Below are 20,478 nucleotides of genomic sequence, written 5' to 3'. Positions count from 1 at the left end.
TCGGTCAGTCTACGGACGTCGAGGGCACCTGCCGCATCCGACGCGCGTCACGAAGGCCACGCGTGACGTTGCGCACCTCCGCCCGGCCCCCTCGAAGCGGGCTGAGCAGGACCACTACCAGCGTGATCAGCCAGGGCTTGAACCGGACCAGCGGGTTCTCGCCGTACCTCATGTGGACGGCGAAGAGGTTGCGGTACATGTAGTACCCCTTCCAGCCCGCGAGGTCGTGCTGCTGGTCGAAGTCGAGCTGCCGGACGAGCACGGCATCGCGCACCGCCCGGATCGGGAAGCCGGCCCGCCGGGCCCGGATGGCGAAGTCCACGTCGTCGTAGAAGATGAAGTACGACGCGTCGGGCAGGCCGATCTTCTCGATCACCTCGCGGCGCACGAGGAAGCCTTCGAAGGCGACGTTCTCGACCTCGACGGTGGCCGGCATGGCCGCCCGGTTCGGGTACGACGAGTCGATGCTGGCCGTCTTCGGGCGGATCGCCAGGGGGTTGCGGAGATCGAAGCGGATCGCCGCCTTCTCCACCAGCGCTCCCGCGCGGTCTTCACGCACCGCGATCAGGCACGAGCCGTCGACCTCGAGGAGGCGGGTGAGGCAGTCGGGCGCCGGGACCACGTCGTCGTCCATCAGCCACATCGCGTCGTGGCCGCGGTCGTAGGCGGTCTTCAGACCCAGCCGGAAGCCGCCCGCGCCACCGAGGTTCTCACTGGTGCGGATCGTGACGAGACCGGGCAGCGTGGACGCGGCCAGCACCTCGGGGGTGTGGTCGGAACTGAAGTTGTCGACGACGTAGACGGCGTCGGGAGCACGGTCGAGGGCCGCCAGGCCCGCGAGCATCTTCTCGAGGAGGTCGGCGCGGTTGTAGGTCACCACGACGACGGCAACCCGCTGATCGAGCTTGTCGGGACCCGTCACTTGAGGTACTTCCGGTGTCCGGAGAAGTCGCCGCGCAGGCCGGACACGGCGGCGCGGGCGCTCAGCGGGATCCGCGCCGGTTGGCGCCGGGTGAACAGGTAGAACCAGACCGTCTTGATCCAGAACAGCAGCACGTGCACCCATCCGCGATAGGCCCGCAGGTTGAGGGTGTTGTTGCGTGCCATGCAGTAGTGCTTGAGGTCGCTCGGCGTGTGGTTGTACGTCGTCTTGCCGAACATCATCGGCGTGCCGAGGTCGTCGGTGGCCGGGTGGTGGAAGTGCGCGTCGACGACCGTCGCGATCCGGGCGCCTGCGCGTTCAGCGCGCCAGAGGTACTCGACGTCGTCGCCCCAGATGAAGAACTCCTCGCGCGGCAGGCCGATCCGCTCCACGAGGTCACGCGTGACCAGGACCCCGTTGAACGGGATCACCACGCCCTCGATCAGGCCGTCGACCGCCGCGGCCTCGACCTCGGCCATCGCGTGGACGACCTTCGTGCCGCCGGGCAACCGGATCGGGAAGCAGAGGCGGGAGGGGTCGTGCTCGGCCAGCACTGCGGGACCGCAGAACTCCAGGCCGTCCCGCTCGACGCGTTCGAGGAGCCGGTCCAGGCAGTCGGGAGCGGGCATCCCGTCGTCGTCCATCAGCCAGACCAGGTCGGCGCCCTCGCGGACCGCCCACTCCAGTCCGTGGTGGAAGCCACCGGCGCCGCCGGTGTTCGTGGCGAGAGTCTCGAACTCGACACCCGACGCACCCAGCCACTCCCCCGTGCCGTCCGTCGACGCGTTGTCGACCACGAGGATCCGCTCGAGTCCCTCGACCGCCTGCAGGCGCGGGATGAGTCGCTGCAGCATCGCCAACCGGTTGAAGGTCACGACGACCGCCTGCACACGCACGCGGGCCACCCTACTGTCCGGTTCGGCTCATCCTGATTCGCCGCCCGGCCAAACTCCGGTGCACGACACCGCGCCTCCCTCTACGCTCTGGCAATGTCTTTCACCGTCACGTCCGAGTCCGACGCACACGGTGCGGACGACCCGCCCCGCCTCGCCGACATCGCACGCTACGGGCGTTACCTGACCCGCAGCCTCGCGGCTCGCGCCCGCGCCGCTGACCAGCCCACGTTCCGTTCGATCCTGACCGAGCACCTGGCCGTGCCGCCATCGGAACTGCCGATCGTGCTCGAGCAGTGGCCGGCGTACGAGCACGTGAACGTCCAGGCAGCGCTCGACGTCCTCCTGACCGAGCACGGACCGGATGCACGGACCGTCGGCATCGCCGGCCACCGTCACCACGGTCCGTTCGGGATCGCCGACCTGGTCGGCGAGGACTCCGTGCACTTTCATCACGGGCCACGGCCCGGCAACGTCACGACCGTCGCTCTCCCGATCGGCCCGCGCGGGGCGACGCGCGACTGCCTGCGCGCAGCGGTCGTCCTGCTGACCGCCGGGTCCGACCGGATCGCCTTGCTGGTCCTCGGACCAGATCCCGAGTCGGGGTCCTCGTCGGTCAACGTCGAGATCATCGCGTCCGAGCCGGCGAGGGCGGAGGAGTTCGGCCGACGCCTGCGTGAACTGTCACTCGAGCTGAACGTCTATCGCGGACAGGTCGTGTCGTTCGGGCACCACATGTTCGGCGAGCGCGGCTCACTGCTGCAGTTCCACGAACGACCGACGATGACGGCCGACGAGCTGATCCTGCCCGAAGCCACCTTCGCGGACCTGCGCCGCCAGGTGGTGGGTGTTGCCCGGAACAGTGCCCGCCTCCGCGCCGCGGGCCAACACCTCAAGCGCGGCCTCCTCCTCTACGGTCCGCCGGGCGTGGGCAAGACCCATTCGGTTCGCTACCTGATCGGAGAACTGACGGGGACGACCGTCGTCGAACTCACCGGGGACACACTGCACGCCATCCGCGAAGCGTGCTCCGTCGCGCGGAGCCTCCAGCCGGCCATGATCGTCGTCGAGGACGTCGACCTGATCGCCGAGGAACGCAGCCGGTACGGCGGCGAGACGCCGTTGCTGTTCACCCTCCTCAACGAGATGGACGGTCTCGACGAGGACGCCGACGTCGTGTTCCTGCTGACCACGAATCGAGCCGACCTCCTTGAACCAGCCCTGGCATCGCGGCCCGGGCGGGTCGACCAGGCCGTGCACATCGACCTGCCGGACAGGGACGCTCGACGTCGTCTCGTCGAGTTGTACCGAGGCTCCCTCGCCATCGACCTGAGCCGACTCGACTCCGTGCTCGACCGCACGGACCGGGTGACCGCGTCGTTCCTCAAGGAGCTGCTCCGGCGGGCCGCCGTCCTGGCCGCCGAACGCGACCCCCGCGCGGACGACGTACCGCTGGCGGTCAGCGCCGACGACCTCGACGCCGCGCTCGAGGACCTCCTCGACACCCGCAACCAGATGACCCGGGCCGTTCTCGGGTACGACGGCGGCCCCCGCACCTTCGCGATCGACGAGCTGGACGAACCCGACGAACCCGACGACTACTGAACGACCCGGACACGAGACCCTCGAACGCTCGCCGGTCACGCCCGACTAACGTTCCCTGCATGGACACCGCCGCCGTGCTGACCCTGCTCCAGGACGTCGCCGCCGAGGTGATCAATCCGCGGTTCCGTGCGCTGGCTGACCACCAGGTCTCGGAGAAGAACCCGGGCGACCTCGTGACGATCGCCGACCACGAGTCGGAGGTGCTGATCACGGCCGCGCTGCTCGCGGCGTATCCCGACGCCGTCGTACTCGGCGAAGAGGCGATGGCGGCGGACCCGTCCCTGCTCGACCGCTTCGCCGGGGCCGAGCACGGCTTCACCGTCGACCCGGTGGACGGCACCAAGAACTTCGTCAACGGCTCCCCCGACCACGCAGTGATGGTGTCCGAGGTGCGGGGCGGCGAGATCACCCGAGGGTGGATCTGGCAGCCCCAGCACGAGCGGTCGTACGTCGCCGAACTCGGCGCCGGCGCCTTCCTGAACGGCGAGCCGTTGCGTGTCACGACCGGTTCCGGGGCGCCGTACCGCACCGCTCGACGGTCCTGGGTGGGCCGGGACCTGATCGGCCTCGGCACGCTCGAACTCACCTGGGCGTGCTGCGGCGTGGACTACCCGCACCTGATGGCGGGCGACGCCGCGGCGCTCGTCTACAACCGCACCATGCCGTGGGACCACCTGCCCGCTGCCCTGATCCTCACCGAGGCCGGCGGCGTGATCGGTCGCCACGACGGTCAGCCGCTCGTCCCGCTGGGACTCGACGGCGGCATCGTTGCGGCACCCGACCGGGCGACGTACGACGCCGTGGTCGCGACGCTGGCTGCCTCGCTGGCCTGATCAGCAGGCGGCAGCGACGTCGTCGGTCTCGTTGGCGGTGTAGCCGTCGTTGCGCGAGCCCTTGGCGCCGCCGGTGACCTTGCCGGACGACTCGTCGGAGTCGGCGGCCTTCTTCTTGGCCGGGGCCTTCTTGGCGCCCTCGGCACGGTCGATGGCGTTCTCCACCATCTGGTGGACCTTGTCGATGTCGGGCTTGGCGGTGTTGACCTGCGGCGGCACCAGCGAAACGGTCGAGACCTTCTCGCTGCGCGCCCGCAGCGCGAGCTGCACGAAGTCGCTCAATCCGCCGCCGGGGATGTCGGTGCTGATCATGGCGCTGGAAGCTTCGGCGATCTCCTGGAAGTTCCTGAGCGCCTGCGTCGGACTGATCTGCGTCAGCAGCGCGGTCATCACGCACTTCTGTCGCGCCATCCGGGAGTAGTCGTCGCTGCCTTCACGCGAGCGTGCGTACCAGAGCGCGTCGTGGCCGTTGAGCTTGCGCTCGCCCGGCTCGATGTAGCCGGTGACGTCACTGCCGAGGCCGCCGACCGGGATCCGCTGGCGCACGTTGAGGGTCACGCCACCGAACGCATTGACGAGGCGCTTGAACCCCTTCATGTTGACCATCACCCAGTAGTTGATGTCCAGGCCGGTGATGCCCTCGATGGCCATCTTGGTCGCGTCGATACCGGGGTGGTCGGAGTCGAAGAGGTCGGTGTGGTCCTCGGCCCAGGTGCTGACGCCGTTGAGGTAGCAGCCGTCGCAGTTGAAGCCTTTGGGGAACTGCTTGTCCATGACGGAGCCTTCCCTGAACGGGAAGTTCTGCATGTTCCGCGGGAGGCCGATCATCACGGTGCGGCCGGTCTTGGCGTCGACCGAAGCGATCGTCATCGAGTCGGGACGCAGACCCCAGCGGTCCGCCCCGGAGTCGCCACCGAGCAGGAGCACGTTGAAGCGGCCGTTGTTGGCCGCACCCAGGTCTCCGTCGACGAACATGGTCAGGAAGTCGCGCTGCGCGGCCGCCAGGTGGGCGCCGAAGAGCAGGGTGCCGGCGACCGAGAAGCACAGGATCCCGTTGACGCCCACGATGGCGCGACGGTGCGGCAGGCGCAGGGTCAGCGGTTGACCGATCCGCCACGCGTCGATGAACAGGCCCGCCCAGGCCACGGCGCCGACCAGCATGTAGAGCCGCGCGGCGAGCATCACGTCGGGGTTCAGCGCGAGGGTGAGCCCGAAGGACGGGTTCAGGGCAACGGCGGCACCGCCGACGACGAGCGTGATGAGGGACAGCAACCAGACGCGGATCGCGACCCGGCCGATGTCGCGGTTGCCCGCGATCAACTGCGCCGATCCCGGAACGAGCAGGGTGAACGCCATCAGCGTCAGGGCCCGGCGGAAACGCACCCGCGCGGCCCGCTCGTCTACGGCGATCTCAGGCACCCGCCCAGTATCACCAGTCACAACCGTCCCACGGGTTGCGACGCGCCGCTGAGTCAGGCTGCGGGCACGGAGACGACGAGAGGTTCGCCGAGCCGCGCGATCTCGTCGGCGGAGGCGTTGGCGCCGGTGCACATCACGGCCACCGGTCCCCCGAACTGCCCGGGCCGGACACTGCTCCGGGGCGACAGGAGGCCGGCGAGCGCGGCCGCGCCAGCACCCTCGGCGAGGGTGTGTGCCCGGGTGGCCAGAAGTCGGGCCGCGTCGTCAATGGCGTCGTCGCTGACCAGGACGAACTCGTCCAGGCGGTCGCGGAGGATCCGCTGCGGCAACGGGTACCCCGTCGTCGTGGCGAGCCCCGAGGCCCGGGTCGTGGCTGGAGCGGTCTGGATCTCGCCCGTGCTCCACGAACGCCAACCGGCCGGCGCAGCCGCCGACTGCACGCCGACGATCCGACAGCCCGGGGCGAGCGCGTCGCGGGCCAGGCAGGCGCCGGCGGCTCCGGTGCCGCTGCCGATGGGCACGAAGACCGCCACGAGATCGGGTTCCTGGCCGAACAGTTCGAGGTACGCCGTCGCGTGGCCCAGCACGATCCGGCGATCGGTCGGACAGATGAACGAGCCACCGGTGGACGCGGCGAGGACGCGGGCCTCTGCGGCGGCCTCTCCCAGCGTGGCGCCGGCGACGACCACCTCGGCCCCCAGGGCCGCGACCGCGTCGCGCTTCACGGCGGGCGCACTGGACGGCATCACGATCGTCGCGCGCACGCCGGCCAACCGGGCGCCGTACGCGACCGACTGGGCGTGGTTGCCCGTCGAACAGGTGATCAGGCCGTGCGCACGCTCGGCGGCAGTCAGGGTCGACGCGAGGTGCACACCGCCGCGCACCTTGAAGGACCCGGTGGGCAACACGTGCTCGTGCTTGACGAGTACGGCGGCGCCGACCGCGAGGTCGAGCAAGGGATGGGACTGCAGCGGAGTCGCGGGCAGCTCGAGGGCGACGACGTCGGCCGCGCGGCGTACGTCGTCGAAGGTCGGGTCCGCGGCAGCCATACCGCCATGGTCCCGCGCGAGGCACTCATCGGTCCAATAGTTCCTTTCGTGGTTTTCAATCGATGCAATCGATCTATCATCGGAAGGTGATCGACCTCCGCCGCCTCGAAGCCCTCGTCGCCGTCCACCGGACCGGCTCCGTCTCGGCTGCCGCCGTCCAGCTCCACTACGGCCAGCCGACGATCTCCCACCACCTGCGCCGCCTGGAGGCCGAGACCGGCAGCGTCCTGCTCCAGCGCGTCGGTCGCGGCGTGCGCCTGACGCCCGAGGGCGAGCGGCTCGCGCTGCGTGGCGAGGAGATCCTCGGCATGCTCGCCCGCGCCGAGGACGAACTCGCGGCCACCACGAGCCTGCAGGCGGGCCGGGTGCGGCTGGCGGCCTTCCCTTCGGGTGCCGCCACCCTCGTGCCCGCGGCGCTGGCCCTGCTCGCGGGGCGCCACCCGGGCATCGACCTCGATCTCGTCGAAGCCGAACCGCCCGAGGCGCACGAACTGCTCCGCGCCGGCACGGTCGACCTCGCCCTGACCTTCACCTATCCCGGACAGCCGGAGCCGGAGCAGATCACCTCCGTCCCCGTCTTCGACGACCGGCTGTTCCTGGTCACCCGCACCGCGGACGCGCCAGCGGCCGACCAGCCCGTCGACCTCGCCACCCTGTCCGACGACGCCTGGATCACCGGCTGCGAGCGCTGCCGCCGGGAGTTGCTGGCGCTCTGCGACGACGCCGGGTTCACACCAGCGATCGCCTTCGCCAGCGACGACTACGTCGCCGTGCAGTCCCTCGTCGCGGCCGGCATGGGCGTCACCGTGCTGCCGGGGCTCGCGTTGCGTGCCCACCAGCACCCTGACGTCGTACGACGTCCGCTGGCGGCGCAGCGACGGATCCAGCTCTCGTCGTACGGCGCCCCACCTCGCCCGGCGGCGGTGGACGCAGTGGCCGCCGCACTGACCGAGGTGGCCGAACCGCTCAGGGGATGAGCCGTGCGGCGTCGATCTCCTGGCGCTTGGCCAGGCGGTGGGCGCGACGGATGCCGGCCTCGCGCATCCGGCGCCGGTCGTCGTCATTCTCCGATTCCAGGGCGGGTACTGGCCGGGCACCTCCGGCACCGTCGATGGCGACGAACACGAAGTAGGCAGAGCCCACGTGGCGCCACTCCGTGGCCGCATCCCACGGCTGCGTCTCGATCCGGACGCCGATCTCCATGGAGGACGAACCCACCCAGTTGATCTGTGCGAAGGTCCGCACGATGTCGCCGACCCGGACCGGTTCCAGGAAAGCCATCTCGTCGAGCGCCGCGGTCACGGCCGGACCGCCGCTGTGCCGCTGGGCCACGACCCCGGCTGCGGAGTCGGCAAGCTTCACCACTTCACCGCCGTGGATGTTGCCCAGGAGGTTGGCCTGGGCCCGCGAGGTGACGGTCGCCAGCTCGATGCGGGAGTACGACGGCGTGCGTGCCGCAACGATTTCGCTCACGGCCTGACGGTAGCGTCCTTGTCATGGCAGGGCGGGGCAACCACAACGGCGACGACGGCAACGGCTCGAACAGCGACGGATTCGACTGGATCTACGGCTCGTCGGACTCGGGCTCCGCGTCGGGGTCGCAGCCGGGGCGCGATGCCGACCCGACGCGGCGGATCCCCGTCCAGCCGCGCCCCGGGGTGTCCCCGCCCCGGCAGACCAACCGGATGCCACCGCTGGAGCACAACGGCGCCCTGCCCGAGCCGTACCGCAACCAGCGACCGAACTGGGCACCGCGCCGCAGCAGGTGGTCACGGCCGCGCACCTACGTCCGCCTGTTCTTCGGGCTGCTGGCGCTGTGGCTGGTCTTCCTCATCGCGGTCCCGCTGGTGGCGTGGAACAAGGTCGACAAGGTCGACTTCGAGCCGTCCGCCGACCGCCCCGCGGACCAGCCCGGGACGACGTACCTCCTGGTCGGCAGCGACTCGCGCGCCGGGCTGACCAAGGAGGAGCGCGAGAAGCTCCACACGGGCAACGAGAAGAGCGAGCTCACCGACACGATCCTGCTGCTGCACACGGGCGACGGGCCGACGACGCTGATCTCGATCCCGCGCGACTCCCCGCTCAAGATCCCCGGCTTCGGGACCAGCAAGGTCAACTCGGCCTATGCCAAGGGCGGCACTCCCCTGCTGGTCCAGACCCTGGAGAACGCCAGCGGCATCCGGATCGACCACTACGTCGAGATCGGCTTCGGCGGCCTCGTCGGCGTCGTCGACGCAGTCGGCGGCATCGAGATCTGCCCCAAGAAGGCGATCCGCGACAAGCCGTCCGGCCTCAACATCAAGAAGGGCTGCCAGACCGTCGACGGAGCGACCGCCCTCGCGTACTCCCGGGCCCGCAAGCACAGCCCGATCTCGGACCTCGCCCGCGTGCAGCAGCAGCGTGAGGTCGTCGCAGCCGTCGGCACGAAGGTGCTGTCGCCGTGGTCGGTCGTGAACCCGCTCCGCTGGTGGAAGCTCAACGCCGCCGTGCCGGACTTCTTCCGCTTCGGCGAGGGGATGGGCCCGGTCGCTGCCGGACAGTGGGCCCTGGCGATGACCGACACGGGCGAGTCGTGCACCGTGCCCCTCGCGAGTGCCGACGCCACGTGGGACAAGAAACGCGCCAACAAACTCTTTGCGACGATCATCGAGGACCGCACCGGGGACATCACCCCCGACCTGTGCACCGCCACCGGCCTGGCCGACTGACTGGCCGACCGACTGGCCGACTGCCGCCTCACCCGAAGGATCACCCGTGTACGAAACCCTCACCTGGGACGTTGACGCCGATGGCATCGCGACCCTCACGCTGCACCGCCCCGACGCGCTCAACGCGTTCAACCTGACGATGGCGCGCGAGCTCGAGCAGGTGTTCCTGACCGACGCCCGCGACGACGCCGTCCGTGCCGTGGTCGTGACCGGTTCGGGTCGGGCCTTCTGCGCGGGGATGGACCTGTCGGCCGACGGCAACGTCTTCGGGCTCGACGAGTCGCTCTCCCCCACGCCCGAGGAGTTTCGGGCGTCGTACGACGAAGCGCCGTACGACGCCGGCATCCGCGACACCGGCGGCAAGGTGACCCTGGCGATCCATGCCCTGCCGAAGCCCGTGATCGCCGCGATCAACGGCCCGGCCGTCGGCATCGGCGCGACGATGACCCTCGGCATGGACATCCGACTCGCATCGGAGAAGGCGCGGATCGGCTTCGTGTTCGGCCGGCTCGGGATCGTGCCCGAGGCCTGTTCGAGCTGGTTCCTGCCCCGGATCGTCGGTGTCCAGCAGGCCCTCGAATGGGTCTACTCCGCCGACATCCTGACCGCCGAGCAGGCGCTGGCCGGTCGCCTGGTCCGCAGCGTGCACGCCCCCGAAGACCTGCTGCCGGCGGCGTACGACCTCGCCCGCAGCTTCGTGGTGGGCCGTTCGCCCGTGGCCCTGGGGTTGGCGAAGCGTCTGATCTACCGCAACGTCGCTGCCGCCGACCCGCTCGAGGCGCACCTCACCGACTCGCTGGCGATGTACTGGGCCTCGATCGGCGACGGCAAGGAAGGCGTGGCCGCGTTCCTCGAGAAGCGCGCACCGAAGTTCACCGGCAAGGCGTCGGAGATCCCCCCGATCGAATAGCCGCGGGCCGGTCCTACATCGCCATCATCAGGATCTCGTCGCGGGAGTACTCCCGCCCGGGGTGCTCGGCCGCGAGGTGCTCCTGCACCTTCTCGACCAGTTCATCGTCGGTGTCTCCCCGCAGGGTGACGGCACAAGGGCAACGCAGTGACGGCATCAGGACCTCCAGGAACGAGAACAGGTTCCGGTCAGCCTAGTGGAGGCGGGGCGATACGACACGAGGGAAAAGCAATCCCGGCCGCCCCCTGGGGGGACGGCCGGGATGGATGCTGCTGTGCGGTCAGGCCGCTGCGGCCTGACGGCGGCGGCCGTAGCCGACGCCACCGGCGCCTGCGACCAGGAGGCCCGTTCCGAGGACCAGCCACATCGCGTTGGGGCCACCGGTGTTCGGCAGGTTGCCCTCTTCTTCGCCACCGGTCTCGCCACCGAGGCCAATACGAAGCCCGTCGGTGTCGTCGGACGGGAGGAACAGGTTGAGGTTGTCGGGCGTGAACTCCACGACGCCGATGTACGAGCCCTTGGGCAGTCCAGGACCAACGATCCGGATGGCCTCGTCCACGAAGTGAACCGTCGTGGTGAAGAGCGGCGCGGCGACGAGCGCACGTGCCCCACGAGCGGCCGAAGATGCAGCCGAGACGGACACCGCGAGGTCGCCCTCAGGCGGCGTGACGGTGTTCGCGCTGGCGCTCACCACGATGTCGATGGGCTCACCGGGGCCGTCCGAAGACAACTCGATGAGAGCCGCCGTCGGAATGCAATCCGGCTCCATGGGCTGACCGCAGACGAACGGGTCATCAAACGGGTCAGCCTGAGCGGGCGCAGCGGTCGCCGAGAAGCCCACCACCGACGCCGCAGCCATCACGAACAGTGCGAGCAATTTCCTGATCAAAACGTCCTCCTTCGACTACCCCATGCAACGACCCGATTCGCCGAAGGTGACGGGGGGCGTGCGTTGGAGATCACACTAGCGGTTCCGATAGGCCTGTGGGAGTGGTCTGTCTCACCACCGACGGTGTGCTCGGTCACTTTGTTGGTGAGGTCTCGATCAGGTGTCCGAACAGAACGGACCGGTTGTCGGTGTGGAAGATCTCCGAACACGTGAGCAGCGTGATCAGGTATTCGCCCACATCGTCCGGCGGCTGGGTGCCGCCCGACTTCGGATTGACCGGCGCCGCGGCCAGGACCCAGCCCGCCGTGAACGGGACGATCAGGTCCTCGCCACCCGTGTCGAGTTCATAGGTGTACGTCGCCACGCGGGTCTCGACGTAGACCTTGTCGCCGGGCTGCAACTCGGGCAGGTCAGCGAACGGCTCACCATGGGTGACCCGGTGCCCGGCCAGCACGTAGTTGCCCTTGCCACCCGCAGCGGCCGTGTCCTCCATGTGCCCGACGCCCGCGGCGAGCACCTCGTCGGTCGAGCCCTCGAGGACCGGGACGGCGTAGTCCTTGCCGAAACGCGGGATGTGCAGGATCGCACTCGCGTTGCCGAACTCCGTGCGCACCACGTCCTGTCCGTCACCCCAGCCGTCCTGGAGCGCCTCACGGACATCGCCCTGGCGCTGCTGGGACTGCCAGTTGGTGCCCCAGAACTGCCAGGCAACCCAGCCCAGCACGGCGAGTCCGGCCACGATCAGGCCGCAGCCGAGCCAGAAGGAGACCTTCTTGCGTCCCGAGGTGGGCGGCGTGCCGTCACCGCCCCGCTGGTCGCTGCTGCGCGAACGCCGGCGTCGTACGCGCTCGCCGGCACCCTCGCCAGCACCTTCGACGGCCTCGGCGGTCACGTCCACGGCGTCGTTGTCGGACTGCGTCATGCGGTCTTCCCTCCTCGGGCGACCGTCCATCGGGTCGTCCACAGGTCCAACGCTACGCGGTGGAAGGCGTCACGCTCGGGACCGGCGGCTCGATCCGACCAACTCGGCGCCCATGGCGACCAGCCCAGCTCCCAGGATGAGCCACAGGACAGCGGGGCCACCCGTATCGGGCAGCGAGGCGCCACCGCCAGCCTCTTCCTCGCCACCGACCTCGCCGCCGACCCGGAACCGGACGGTGTCCTTGCACCCGAGGAACGGTCCGGGGTCGGGCTGGAAGCGAATGCTGGCGACGTGGTCACCCCGCGAGAGTCGCGGTCCGACGATGCGCAGCGGGGAGCCTTCGTAGCGGACGGTCGTGGTCCAGGGCGCCGCAGCCAACGACCGCGCGGTCCGAGCGACGGGCGCCGCCTTGTTCACGGTCACGGTGACCGTTCCGGTCGGGGTGATGTTGCCCGAGGCCGACACGACGACGTTGAGCACGACCCGGGCACCGACCACAGAACTCGGCACGCTGACGTGGCATCCGGTCGGCACGGAGGCCGGCTCGATGGGATCGGCGTTCGCGGGCGTTGCCGACGCGAACAACGCCAGGACTGCCAGGACGGGGAGCAGCAGCAAGCGACACATGTTGCCTCATCACATCGGAGTGTTCAGTGACGTCCGTTCGCCCCCACAGCGCGCGGACGTTGCCTAGACAACCGCTGGACGTGATCTTTGTTACGCAACCTCACGCATTCTTCTTACCTACCCACTCACATGCGAGCGGACGACACCATCCGCTCGGCCAGGCGTGGCGACACGAAGCCCATGGCCTCCAGCAAACTCGCGTACGCCGGCATCACTTCGACCGGACGATGCCGAACCGCAGTGAGCACCCAGCGGGCTGCGTCGGCGGGTTCGAGCGCTGCCCGGGCGTCGTAGTCCGCCGTGGGGGCGATCATCGGCGTCCGCATCAGTGGGAAGTGCAGCGAAGTGACCACGACGCCGTGCTCGCGTTCCTCGGCCTGGAGGCTGCGGGAGAACGCCGAGAGGGCCGCCTTCGAGGCGTGGTACGCCGTGAAGTTCGGCATCAGACCGCCCGGCACACCCCACGTCGAGGAGTTCACAACCTGGCCGCGGCTCTCACGCAGCGCCTCGAGCAGGTTGAGCGTCAACCGCACGGGCGCGTGATAGTTCAGCCGCATCAGCCGGTCGTGGTCTGCGGGACGCTCCGCCGTGTCCGCCGCCGAACGACGGATCGAATGGCCGGCGTTGTTGACCAGTACGTCGACTCCGCCGAAACGGGACAGCACGTCCGCGGTCAGCGCATCGATGGCGTCGTTGTCGGTCAGGTCGCACGGCAGCGCGTACGCCGACCCACCCTCACGGGCGATCTCGTCAGCGAGTTCGTCGAGCTCGTCGGCTCGGCGAGCCACCGCCAGGACGGTCGCGCCCTCGCTGGCCAGCAGCGTCGCCGTACTGCGTCCGACACCGGAGGACGCACCGGTGATCAGGACCCGCTTGCCGGCCACCGGGTGCACCCGGCCGGTCCATCCGGCGAGCAACCGGGCGGGGGCAGGGAACGGGTCGAGTCCAGAGCGGGCGATGTGGCGGCGCAGCAAGTCGAGCACCGCAGCACCCTACGACGAACGCGGGGCCCGACCTTCCGGCCGGACCCCGCGTCCCTGCAGCACTGTTGAGCTCAGATGGTCACTTCTTGAGCATGAACTCGGCGGTCGGGTTGGAGAAGAAGCTCGGGTCGCTGACGCGCACCCGGTACTCCCCCGCACTCAGGGCAGCGCCGCCGTTGGTCTGCGCAGCCTTCGTGGAGAGGTTGTAGATGTACTGCAGGTCGGTGGCCGACCAGCGCATCGCGAGGCCGTTGGTCGCCGGAGCGGAAACCGCCTCCTCGAGCACTCCACCCGCGGTGTCCGTGGAGATCTTCGCGAGCGACACGGTCGGGGTCAGGCCCGACACATGGGCGCCGTCGCAACCCGTGACACGGATCTTGACCGGGATGGTCGACCCGATCTTGAAGGTGCTCTGCGTGCCGTTGGCGTTGATCGGCTGCAGGATCGCGCTGGGCGTGACCTTGGTGGCGAAGTCGAGCGAGTCCGCATCGCTACCACCGTCGTCGTCGGTGACCGTGACCGACGCCGGGAAGGTCCCGTTCGTGGCGTAGGTGTGGGACGACGCTGCGATCGGGTCGGTGACCGAACCGAGATCGGTGCTCGAGCCGTCGCCCCAGTTGATGGCCCCGACGTGCGCGTCCGCGGTGCCCGGGTCGGAGAAGGTCGCACCCAGGGACACGGTGCAGGCCGCGATCGGCTCGGTCGTTGCGGTGACGGTCGGCGCCACGTTCGACGCCGAGTAGGCGAAGCTCTGCTGCGCGGTGTCGTGCTCACCGTCGTAGGCGGTGACCGTCACCGAACCGGCGGTGTCGTCATCGGTGCCGAGCGACCAGTTGAACGACCCGTCACCGTTGTCGGTGAAGTCGCCCGGCGTACCGACGGGGACGGTCAGCGTAAGGCTGGTGCTGCCGTCGGCATCGCTGAACGAGCCGGTGGTGGCAAGCGTGCTGCCTTCGTTCCCGTTGGCCGGGAGGGCCTGGTCCTGTACTGCCGGTGCGTAGGAGTTGTCATCGCACAGGTTGCCCGCGCCGTCGCCGTCGGCGTCAGCCTGATCGGCGTTGGAGACATCCGGGCAGTTGTCGTCGTCATCGGCCACGCCGTCACCGTCGCCGTCGAGGACCTCGTCCTCACCCTCAACGACGACGAGCCGGAAGGTCATGCCGGAGACGTCGTAGTCCTCGAAGGCCGTCGTCTTGTTGCTGACGACGCTGTCGATGTCAAAGCTGAGAGTGACCACGCCAGTGCTGTCCGGAGTGAAGACGAAGGACTGGTCACCGCAACTCGGGAACGCAAACGACGTCGGGAGCGACGCGAAGGTGACCGGGTCGGGGCTCTGTGTGGCGATGACGTCGAGCGTCAGTCGCGACGACGGGCCGGTGACGTTGCAGCCGTTGCCGTTGTCGCCAGCGAAGTCGCCGCCCGTCGGCTGGTAGTCCATGTTCACCGTCGCCTGGGATCCGACGACGACCGTCAGCTCCTTGACCCCGTCGGAACTCGTGATGAAGTCGGTGTTGGACGCGGTGACGTCATCCGCAACCGCCGTACTGGCCAGCCCGGCCGTGGCGAGCAATGCGCCTGCGGCGCCGAGTGCCAGCGTCTTCCTGGTAGATCCCACTGGTGTCCCCCTGTGCATGTGCCGCCCGAGAAACAGCCATTCGATTGTGGTGCTGCGATCGCAGCGTCATCAGTGAAACCGGTTGGCGGAGGCCGCGTCACGGAAACCTCGTAGAACCATCGGAATCGCTGGTCACCGCATGAAAACAGGGGAAACGAAGCGGCCGCCGATCGTCACGAAGGACGATCGGCGGCCGCAGTTCGAGCGTGGTGTGGCTCAGATGTCGCTCTGGATGCCGGCGAGCAACTGGCGCGCCATGACGATCCGCTGCACCTGGTTGGTGCCTTCGTAGATCTGGGTGATCTTGGCGTCGCGCATCATCCGCTCGACCGGGTAGTCGCGGGTGTAGCCGTAGCCACCGAGCACCTGGACGGCGTTGGTGGTGACCTCCATGGCCACGTCGGAGGCGAAGCACTTCGCGGCCGCACCGAAGAACGTGAGGTCCTTGTCGCCGCGCTCGGAGCGACCGGCGGCGGCGTACGTCATCTGGCGGGCCGCTTCGACCTTCATGCCCATGTCGGCGAGCAGGAACTGCAGCCCCTGCTGCTCGGCAATCGGCTTGCCGAACTGGATCCGCGTCTTCGCGTAGTCCAGGGCGTAGTCGAGCGCGCCCTGCGCGACACCGACGGCCTGGGCGGCGATGGTGACGCGGGTGTGGTCGAGGGTGCGCATGGCGATGTCGAAGCCCTCGCCCTCCTCGCCGATGATCCGGTCGGCCGGGATGCGCACGTTGTCGAAGTAGACCTCCCGCGTCGGGGAGCCCTTGATGCCGAGCTTCTTCTCCGGCGCACCGAAGGAGACGCCCTCGTCGGACTTCTCGACGACGAAGGCGGTGATGCCGCGGGTGCGCTTGGAAGCGTCGGTCATCGCGAGGACCGTGTAGTACTCCGAGACGCCGGCGTTGGTGATCCAGCGCTTCACGCCGTTGAGCACCCAGAAGTCACCGTCGCGAACGGCGGTCGTCTTCTGGTTGGCCGCGTCGGAGCCGGCGTCGGGCTCGGACAGGCAGTAGGAGAAACCGCCCTCGCCAGCAGCGAGCTTGGAGAGATACTTCTTCTTGATCTCCTCGCCGCCACCGATCTGGACGGGCAGGGAGCCGAGCTTGTTCACGGCCGGGATCAGTGACGAGGAAACGCAGGCGCGGGCGACTTCCTCGATCACGATGACGGTGGCCAGCGCGTCGGCGCCGGCGCCGCCGTACTCCTCGGGAACGTGCGGGGCGTGGAAGTCCGAGGCCACCAGGGCGTCGTGCGCTTCCTGCGGGTAGCGCGCCTCCTCGTCGACGATCGCCGCAAAGGGAGCCACCTTGGCGTCGCAGATCGCGCGAACGGCCTCGCGGATGGCCTGGTGCTCCTCAGTGAGGGCATACGTCGTGAAGTCAGCGTTGGTCATGGGAATAATAGTAGGACGTCCTAGCATTGTTTCCTCATGGCCGCCGAGGAGCATGTGACCGAGATCGCATCGATCGACCCGATCGCAGTCGACTTCATGCTCGACGTCGGTGAGACCTGGGCCGTCGTCGGACTCTCCGGAAACCCCAGCCGTACGGCGTTCCGGATCGCGCAGCTCCTGCAGGAGCGAGGCAAGCGGATCGTCCCGATCCACCCGTCCGCGCCCGTGGTGCTGGGCGAGCAGGGCTACGCGACGCTTGCCGACGTGCCCTTCCCGATCGACGTGGTCGACGTGTTCCGTCGGTCCGAGGAGGCGGGACGCTTCGCCGACGAAGCGGTGGCGGTCGGCGCGAAGGCCGTGTGGTTCCAGCTCGGCGTCATCGACCAGGCCGCGCTCGAGCGCACCCGTGCCGCCGGCGTCGCGATGGTCATGGACACGTGCCCGGCCATCGAATGGCGCAAGCGCGACTCAGTCTGAGTGCCTGAACCAGCGTCCCGGCCAGCCCACGATCGCCTCCAGCGGACCCCGGCGTCCGGCCAGCGCGAACACGGCGCCGAGTCCGAGGACGATGGCGACGTACCAGCCGAAGTTGTCGGGGCTCTCGGACGGCCACACCTGCTCGGTCTTCGTGATCACGTGCACGGTGTAGGCGGTGAGCGGGATCGCCCCCGCTCCGGCCACGACCGCGAGCGCGACCTTGCCCTGACGCGGGACGACGTCGACGAGGATGAGCGACAGACCCAGGACGACGAGGGCGCTGCCGATCGTCTGGGCCAGGTCGAACGGCGTGGCCGAGTGCGGTGAGACCACCAGCAGCCACTGCCACGCGGCCCCCGTGGGTGGCGAGCCGTGGAGGCTGTCCTGCAGGACCCGCAGGGCCTGCTCGTGGGTGACGGTGCGGAACGGGAAGAGTGCTCCGCGGATCCCGGGATCAGCGGTGCACAGCCGTGAGACGGCGGTCGCCATGACCGCGAGGACGGCACCCCACCCGACGAGCCGCAGCGGTTTCCGCCACCCGCGCAGGTCGGTGCGACCGAGCGCCATGCCGGCCAGGAGGTACGCCAGCCACGGCACCGCCGGATAGGTGCCGGTGAAGAGGAGGTGAGCCAGCAACTGACCGGGTTCGGCGAGCGACGCGAAGTCGGGGCTCCCGCCCAGCCGGTCCGGGAGTTCGGGCCGCACCAGATGGGACACGACCGGTGCGATCAGCACCCACCCAGCGGCCAGCGCTGCGAGCGGCAACGCGCGGAGCCGGAGGAACGGCAGGCCGAGCAGGAACAGCACGCCGTAGTACGTGAGGATGATCGCCAGACCGGTTTCGAGCCCGCCGAGGGCGAGTCCGATCAGCGCGATCAGGATCGCACGGACCGCGATCCCGGCCGCAGACCGACCGAGGTCCCGTCCCGCCTGCGGCGTGGTTCCGCCGGTGATCAGAGCCAGACTGACGCCCGCCAGGACGGCGAAGAGTGCCGAGGCCCGCCCACCCGCCAGCCACTGGACCGTGGTGAGGCCACCGGTCGCCGTATGGCCCTCGAGCACATGGGTCGCCATCATCCCGAGCAGCGCGACCATGCGCGCCAGGTCGACGCCGACCAGGCGCCCGGGTCGGAGGATCACCCCTGGCGCCGTACCACCGCACCCTTGGCCTGGGCAGCGGCCTTGAGTTCGGCCTGGAACTCGGTCATCTTCTGCTGGAGGGCGGCGTCGCTCGCCGCGAGGATGCGTACGGCGAGCAGGCCGGCGTTGCGTGCGCCGCCGACGGCGACGGTCGCGACCGGGACACCGGCGGGCATCTGCACGATGGAGAGCAGCGAGTCCATGCCGTCGAGATACTTCAACGGCACCGGGACACCGATGACCGGGAGCGGCGTGACCGAAGCGAGCATGCCGGGCAGGTGGGCTGCACCGCCGGCGCCGGCGATGATCACCGACAGGCCGCGACCTGCGGCGTCCTTGCCGTACTGCAGCATCTCCTCCGGCATCCGGTGCGCGGAGACGACGTCCGCCTCGAAGGGGATGCCGAACTCGGCCAGCGCCTCGGCCGCAGCCTGCATCACCGGCCAGTCGGAGTCGGAGCCCATCACGATGCCTACACGCGCACTCATGGGCGCGAGCCTAGAGGTTGCCGTCTCCCCCTGAATGTCTGGCCGCTCACTCGCTCTCGTTGCCGAGGTCCCCGCGGAACCAGTCGGCGGCGTGCCGACCGCGCTCGAGGCAGTCGTCGAGGTCGTCGCCATAGACATTGACGTGCCCGACCTTGCGACCCGGCCGCAGGTCCTTGCCATAGAGGTGCACGCGCAGGTGCGGGTCACGGGCGAGAGCGTGGGGGTAGCCGTCGTAGAGGCGTCCGACGTGATCGTTGTCGCCGCCGAGGATGTTGACCATCACGGTCCACCGGGCGCGGGGCTCCGGCGAGCCGAGGGGCAGGTCGAGCGCGGCGCGCAGGTGGTTCTCGAACTGGCTGGTGACCGCGCCGTCCTGGGTCCAGTGGCCGGTGTTGTGCGGGCGCATCGCGAGCTCGTTGACGAGGACGTGCACACGACCCTCCGCATCGACCGCCTCGAACAGTTCGACCGCGAGGATGCCGGTGACGCCGAGTTCGCCGGCGATCCGCAGGGCCAGCTGCTGGGCAGCGGTGGCGAGGGCCGGTTCGAGGTCCGGCGCCGGCGCGATGACTTCGCGGCAGACACCATCGACCTGCAGGGTCGCCACGACCGGGTACGCGGCGGCCTGGCCGCTGGGCGCCCGCGCCACCAGCGCCGACAGCTCACGACGGAAGTCGACGAACTCCTCGGCCAGCACGCGCACACCGGCCTCTGCGGCGACGGCGAGCGCCTCGGTCGCGTCGTCGGGCGTACGGACGACCCAGACTCCCTTGCCGTCGTACCCGCCCCGACTGACCTTGAGGACACACGGAAGGCCGAACGCCTCGACGTCAGCAGCGGAGGCCACCACGGCCCAGCGCGGTTGCGGGGCACCGAGCCGGGCCATCGCTTCGCGCATCACGATCTTGTCCTGCGCGTGCACCAGCGCCTCGGGGCCCGGGTGGGCGATCACACCGTCGGCCGCCAGCGCCCGCAGGTGCTCGGTCGGGACGTGCTCGTGGTCGAACGTGACGACCGAGCAGCCCTCGGTCACCGCCCGCAGGTCGTCGAGGTCGCGGTAGTCCCCCACCCGGTGGTCAGGGATCACCTGTGCGGCGGAGACGCCTTCGGCCTCGGCCAGCAGACGCAGCGGTACGCCGAGCGCGATGGCCGGCTGGGCCATCATCCGGGCGAGCTGTCCGCCACCGATGACAGCAATACGGGGCGCGGCAGATTCGGTCGTGGACACGGCCGAACCCTACGCAATCAGCTCTGGGCCATCAGGACGTGTCAGGCAGAACCGGTGAGATCCGCACTGACGGCGGTCTCGAAGCGCAGGCCCTGGCCGCGGATCGTCGTGATCAGCTGCGGCTGACGGGTGTCGTCACCGAGCTTGCGTCGTACCCAGCCGAGGTGGACGTCGATGGTCTTCGAGGACGTCCAGAAGGTGACTCCCCACACGTCTCGCATGAGTTCCTCGCGGGTGACCACGGAGCCGGCGCGGGCAATCAGGGCGTGCACGAGATCGAATTCCTTGCGCGACAGGAGTACCTCGCGGTCCCCACGCCACGTCCTACGGGTTGACGGATCAACCCGCACATCCTGCACCTCGATCACAGGGTTCAAG

Annotated in this window: 22 protein-coding genes; 6 read left to right on the top strand and 16 right to left on the bottom strand. The window is 69.4% G+C overall.

The window, feature by feature from the left end; translation table 11 throughout:
* Window positions 1-4: 4 nt before the first annotated feature.
* Window positions 5-922, bottom strand: a complete 918-nt coding sequence (locus HRC28_RS10355) for a glycosyltransferase family 2 protein (protein WP_182380004.1) — start codon at window positions 920-922, stop codon at window positions 5-7.
* Window positions 919-1,818, bottom strand: coding sequence for a glycosyltransferase family 2 protein (locus tag HRC28_RS10350; protein ID WP_237111782.1), 900 nt, complete (start codon window positions 1,816-1,818; stop codon window positions 919-921). Before HRC28_RS10350 ends, HRC28_RS10355 begins: the two co-directional genes overlap by 4 nt.
* 93 nt (window positions 1,819-1,911) lie before the next feature.
* On the opposite strand from HRC28_RS10350, the gene HRC28_RS10345 reads away from it, so the two are divergent.
* Both HRC28_RS10345 and HRC28_RS10340 read left to right on the top strand, forming a co-directional pair.
* The gene (locus HRC28_RS10345) at window positions 1,912-3,420 is read left to right on the top strand and encodes an ATP-binding protein (protein ID WP_182380003.1); all 1,509 of its coding nucleotides are present in this window, start codon (window positions 1,912-1,914) and stop codon (window positions 3,418-3,420) included.
* 59 nt (window positions 3,421-3,479) lie between these two features.
* Window positions 3,480-4,253 (top strand): inositol monophosphatase, encoded by a 774-nt coding sequence (locus HRC28_RS10340; protein ID WP_182380002.1) that lies wholly within the window; start codon window positions 3,480-3,482, stop codon window positions 4,251-4,253.
* Here the strand turns inward: HRC28_RS10340 and HRC28_RS10335 are convergent, their stop codons facing one another.
* Both HRC28_RS10335 and HRC28_RS10330 read right to left on the bottom strand, forming a co-directional pair.
* A complete protein-coding gene (locus tag HRC28_RS10335; RefSeq protein WP_237111781.1) occupies window positions 4,254-5,672 on the bottom strand; it encodes an LCP family protein in 1,419 nt (472 codons plus the stop codon).
* A 53-nt stretch (window positions 5,673-5,725) separates the two neighbouring features.
* Window positions 5,726-6,721: a pyridoxal-phosphate dependent enzyme gene (locus tag HRC28_RS10330; RefSeq protein ID WP_182380001.1), complete on the bottom strand. Its 996-nt coding sequence runs from the start codon at window positions 6,719-6,721 to the stop codon at window positions 5,726-5,728.
* 86 nt (window positions 6,722-6,807) lie between these two features.
* Between HRC28_RS10330 and HRC28_RS10325 the strand changes: the two genes are divergently transcribed.
* Window positions 6,808-7,698 (top strand): LysR family transcriptional regulator, encoded by an 891-nt coding sequence (locus HRC28_RS10325; protein WP_182380000.1) that lies wholly within the window; start codon window positions 6,808-6,810, stop codon window positions 7,696-7,698.
* Here the strand turns inward: HRC28_RS10325 and HRC28_RS10320 are convergent.
* Window positions 7,688-8,194 carry an acyl-CoA thioesterase gene (locus HRC28_RS10320; RefSeq protein WP_182379999.1) on the bottom strand — a complete coding sequence of 169 codons (507 nt, stop codon included), beginning with the start codon at window positions 8,192-8,194 and terminating at the stop codon, window positions 7,688-7,690. The two genes, HRC28_RS10325 and HRC28_RS10320, sit on opposite strands and share 11 nt — an antisense overlap.
* A 23-nt stretch (window positions 8,195-8,217) precedes the next feature.
* Between HRC28_RS10320 and HRC28_RS10315 the strand changes: the two genes are divergently transcribed.
* Window positions 8,218-9,429 (top strand): LCP family protein, encoded by a 1,212-nt coding sequence (locus tag HRC28_RS10315; RefSeq protein ID WP_182379998.1) that lies wholly within the window; start codon window positions 8,218-8,220, stop codon window positions 9,427-9,429.
* Window positions 9,430-9,475: 46 nt separating this feature from the next.
* Window positions 9,476-10,339: a crotonase/enoyl-CoA hydratase family protein gene (locus HRC28_RS10310; RefSeq protein WP_182379997.1), complete on the top strand. Its 864-nt coding sequence runs from the start codon at window positions 9,476-9,478 to the stop codon at window positions 10,337-10,339.
* 13 nt (window positions 10,340-10,352) lie between these two features.
* Here the strand turns inward: HRC28_RS10310 and HRC28_RS10305 are convergent, their stop codons facing one another.
* The 7 genes from HRC28_RS10305 to HRC28_RS10275 form a co-directional block, all read right to left on the bottom strand.
* A complete protein-coding gene (locus HRC28_RS10305; protein WP_082573830.1) occupies window positions 10,353-10,496 on the bottom strand; it encodes a DUF1059 domain-containing protein in 144 nt (47 codons plus the stop codon).
* A 123-nt stretch (window positions 10,497-10,619) separates the two neighbouring features.
* Window positions 10,620-11,228: an LPXTG cell wall anchor domain-containing protein gene (locus HRC28_RS10300; RefSeq protein ID WP_182379996.1), complete on the bottom strand. Its 609-nt coding sequence runs from the start codon at window positions 11,226-11,228 to the stop codon at window positions 10,620-10,622.
* A gap of 133 nt (window positions 11,229-11,361) precedes the next feature.
* Window positions 11,362-12,150, bottom strand: coding sequence for a class E sortase (locus HRC28_RS10295; protein ID WP_182379995.1), 789 nt, complete (start codon window positions 12,148-12,150; stop codon window positions 11,362-11,364).
* A 69-nt stretch (window positions 12,151-12,219) separates the two neighbouring features.
* Window positions 12,220-12,777: a hypothetical protein gene (locus tag HRC28_RS10290; protein ID WP_182379994.1), complete on the bottom strand. Its 558-nt coding sequence runs from the start codon at window positions 12,775-12,777 to the stop codon at window positions 12,220-12,222.
* 125 nt (window positions 12,778-12,902) lie between these two features.
* The gene (locus tag HRC28_RS10285; RefSeq protein ID WP_202033291.1) at window positions 12,903-13,760 is read right to left on the bottom strand and encodes an SDR family NAD(P)-dependent oxidoreductase; all 858 of its coding nucleotides are present in this window, start codon (window positions 13,758-13,760) and stop codon (window positions 12,903-12,905) included.
* Window positions 13,761-13,839: 79 nt separating this feature from the next.
* Window positions 13,840-15,375: a PxKF domain-containing protein gene (locus tag HRC28_RS10280; RefSeq protein ID WP_182379993.1), complete on the bottom strand. Its 1,536-nt coding sequence runs from the start codon at window positions 15,373-15,375 to the stop codon at window positions 13,840-13,842.
* Window positions 15,376-15,591: 216 nt separating this feature from the next.
* Window positions 15,592-16,767, bottom strand: a complete 1,176-nt coding sequence (locus tag HRC28_RS10275) for an acyl-CoA dehydrogenase family protein (protein ID WP_182379992.1) — start codon at window positions 16,765-16,767, stop codon at window positions 15,592-15,594.
* A gap of 36 nt (window positions 16,768-16,803) precedes the next feature.
* On the opposite strand from HRC28_RS10275, the gene HRC28_RS10270 reads away from it, so the two are divergent.
* Window positions 16,804-17,244, top strand: coding sequence for a CoA-binding protein (locus HRC28_RS10270; RefSeq protein ID WP_202033290.1), 441 nt, complete (start codon window positions 16,804-16,806; stop codon window positions 17,242-17,244).
* On the opposite strand, the gene HRC28_RS10265 is transcribed toward HRC28_RS10270, so the two are convergent.
* The 4 genes from HRC28_RS10265 to HRC28_RS10250 are packed head-to-tail and all read right to left on the bottom strand — an operon-like array spanning window position 17,236 to window position 20,450.
* Window positions 17,236-18,384, bottom strand: coding sequence for a heparan-alpha-glucosaminide N-acetyltransferase domain-containing protein (locus tag HRC28_RS10265; RefSeq protein WP_182379991.1), 1,149 nt, complete (start codon window positions 18,382-18,384; stop codon window positions 17,236-17,238). The two genes, HRC28_RS10270 and HRC28_RS10265, sit on opposite strands and share 9 nt — an antisense overlap.
* Complete coding sequence (gene purE / locus HRC28_RS10260; RefSeq protein WP_182379990.1) at window positions 18,381-18,872, bottom strand: 5-(carboxyamino)imidazole ribonucleotide mutase; 492 nt, start codon at window positions 18,870-18,872, stop codon at window positions 18,381-18,383. Before purE ends, HRC28_RS10265 begins: the two co-directional genes overlap by 4 nt.
* A gap of 46 nt (window positions 18,873-18,918) precedes the next feature.
* The gene (locus HRC28_RS10255; RefSeq protein ID WP_182379989.1) at window positions 18,919-20,100 is read right to left on the bottom strand and encodes a 5-(carboxyamino)imidazole ribonucleotide synthase; all 1,182 of its coding nucleotides are present in this window, start codon (window positions 20,098-20,100) and stop codon (window positions 18,919-18,921) included.
* Window positions 20,101-20,141: 41 nt separating this feature from the next.
* Entirely contained in the window at window positions 20,142-20,450 is a 309-nt protein-coding gene (locus HRC28_RS10250; protein ID WP_272902682.1) for a winged helix-turn-helix domain-containing protein, read from the bottom strand.
* Window positions 20,451-20,478: the final 28 nt, after the last annotated feature.

Origin of the sequence: Nocardioides sp. WS12, from assembly GCF_014108865.1 — a bacterium.
In the GTDB taxonomy this organism is placed as follows: Bacteria; Actinomycetota; Actinomycetes; order Propionibacteriales; family Nocardioidaceae; genus Nocardioides.
Note: the sequence above shows the minus strand (reverse complement) of the source record. Positions and strands in the feature narration are given on the sequence as shown.

Bases quoted from the DNA above. Each gene is read 5' to 3' on its own strand.
- HRC28_RS10330 (WP_182380001.1), bottom strand. From the start codon at position 6,721: ATGGCTGCCGCGGACCCGACCTTCGACGACGTACGCCGCGCGGCCGAC.
- HRC28_RS10340 (WP_182380002.1), top strand. From the start codon at position 3,480: ATGGACACCGCCGCCGTGCTGACCCTGCTCCAGGACGTCGCCGCCGAG.
- HRC28_RS10315 (WP_182379998.1), top strand. From the start codon at position 8,218: ATGGCAGGGCGGGGCAACCACAACGGCGACGACGGCAACGGCTCGAAC.
- HRC28_RS10345 (WP_182380003.1), top strand. From the start codon at position 1,912: ATGTCTTTCACCGTCACGTCCGAGTCCGACGCACACGGTGCGGACGAC.
- HRC28_RS10295 (WP_182379995.1), bottom strand. From the start codon at position 12,150: ATGACGCAGTCCGACAACGACGCCGTGGACGTGACCGCCGAGGCCGTC.
- HRC28_RS10275 (WP_182379992.1), bottom strand. From the start codon at position 16,767: ATGACCAACGCTGACTTCACGACGTATGCCCTCACTGAGGAGCACCAG.
- HRC28_RS10270 (WP_202033290.1), top strand. From the start codon at position 16,804: ATGGCCGCCGAGGAGCATGTGACCGAGATCGCATCGATCGACCCGATC.
- HRC28_RS10305 (WP_082573830.1), bottom strand. From the start codon at position 10,496: ATGCCGTCACTGCGTTGCCCTTGTGCCGTCACCCTGCGGGGAGACACC.
- purE (WP_182379990.1), bottom strand. From the start codon at position 18,872: ATGAGTGCGCGTGTAGGCATCGTGATGGGCTCCGACTCCGACTGGCCG.
- HRC28_RS10290 (WP_182379994.1), bottom strand. From the start codon at position 12,777: ATGTGTCGCTTGCTGCTGCTCCCCGTCCTGGCAGTCCTGGCGTTGTTC.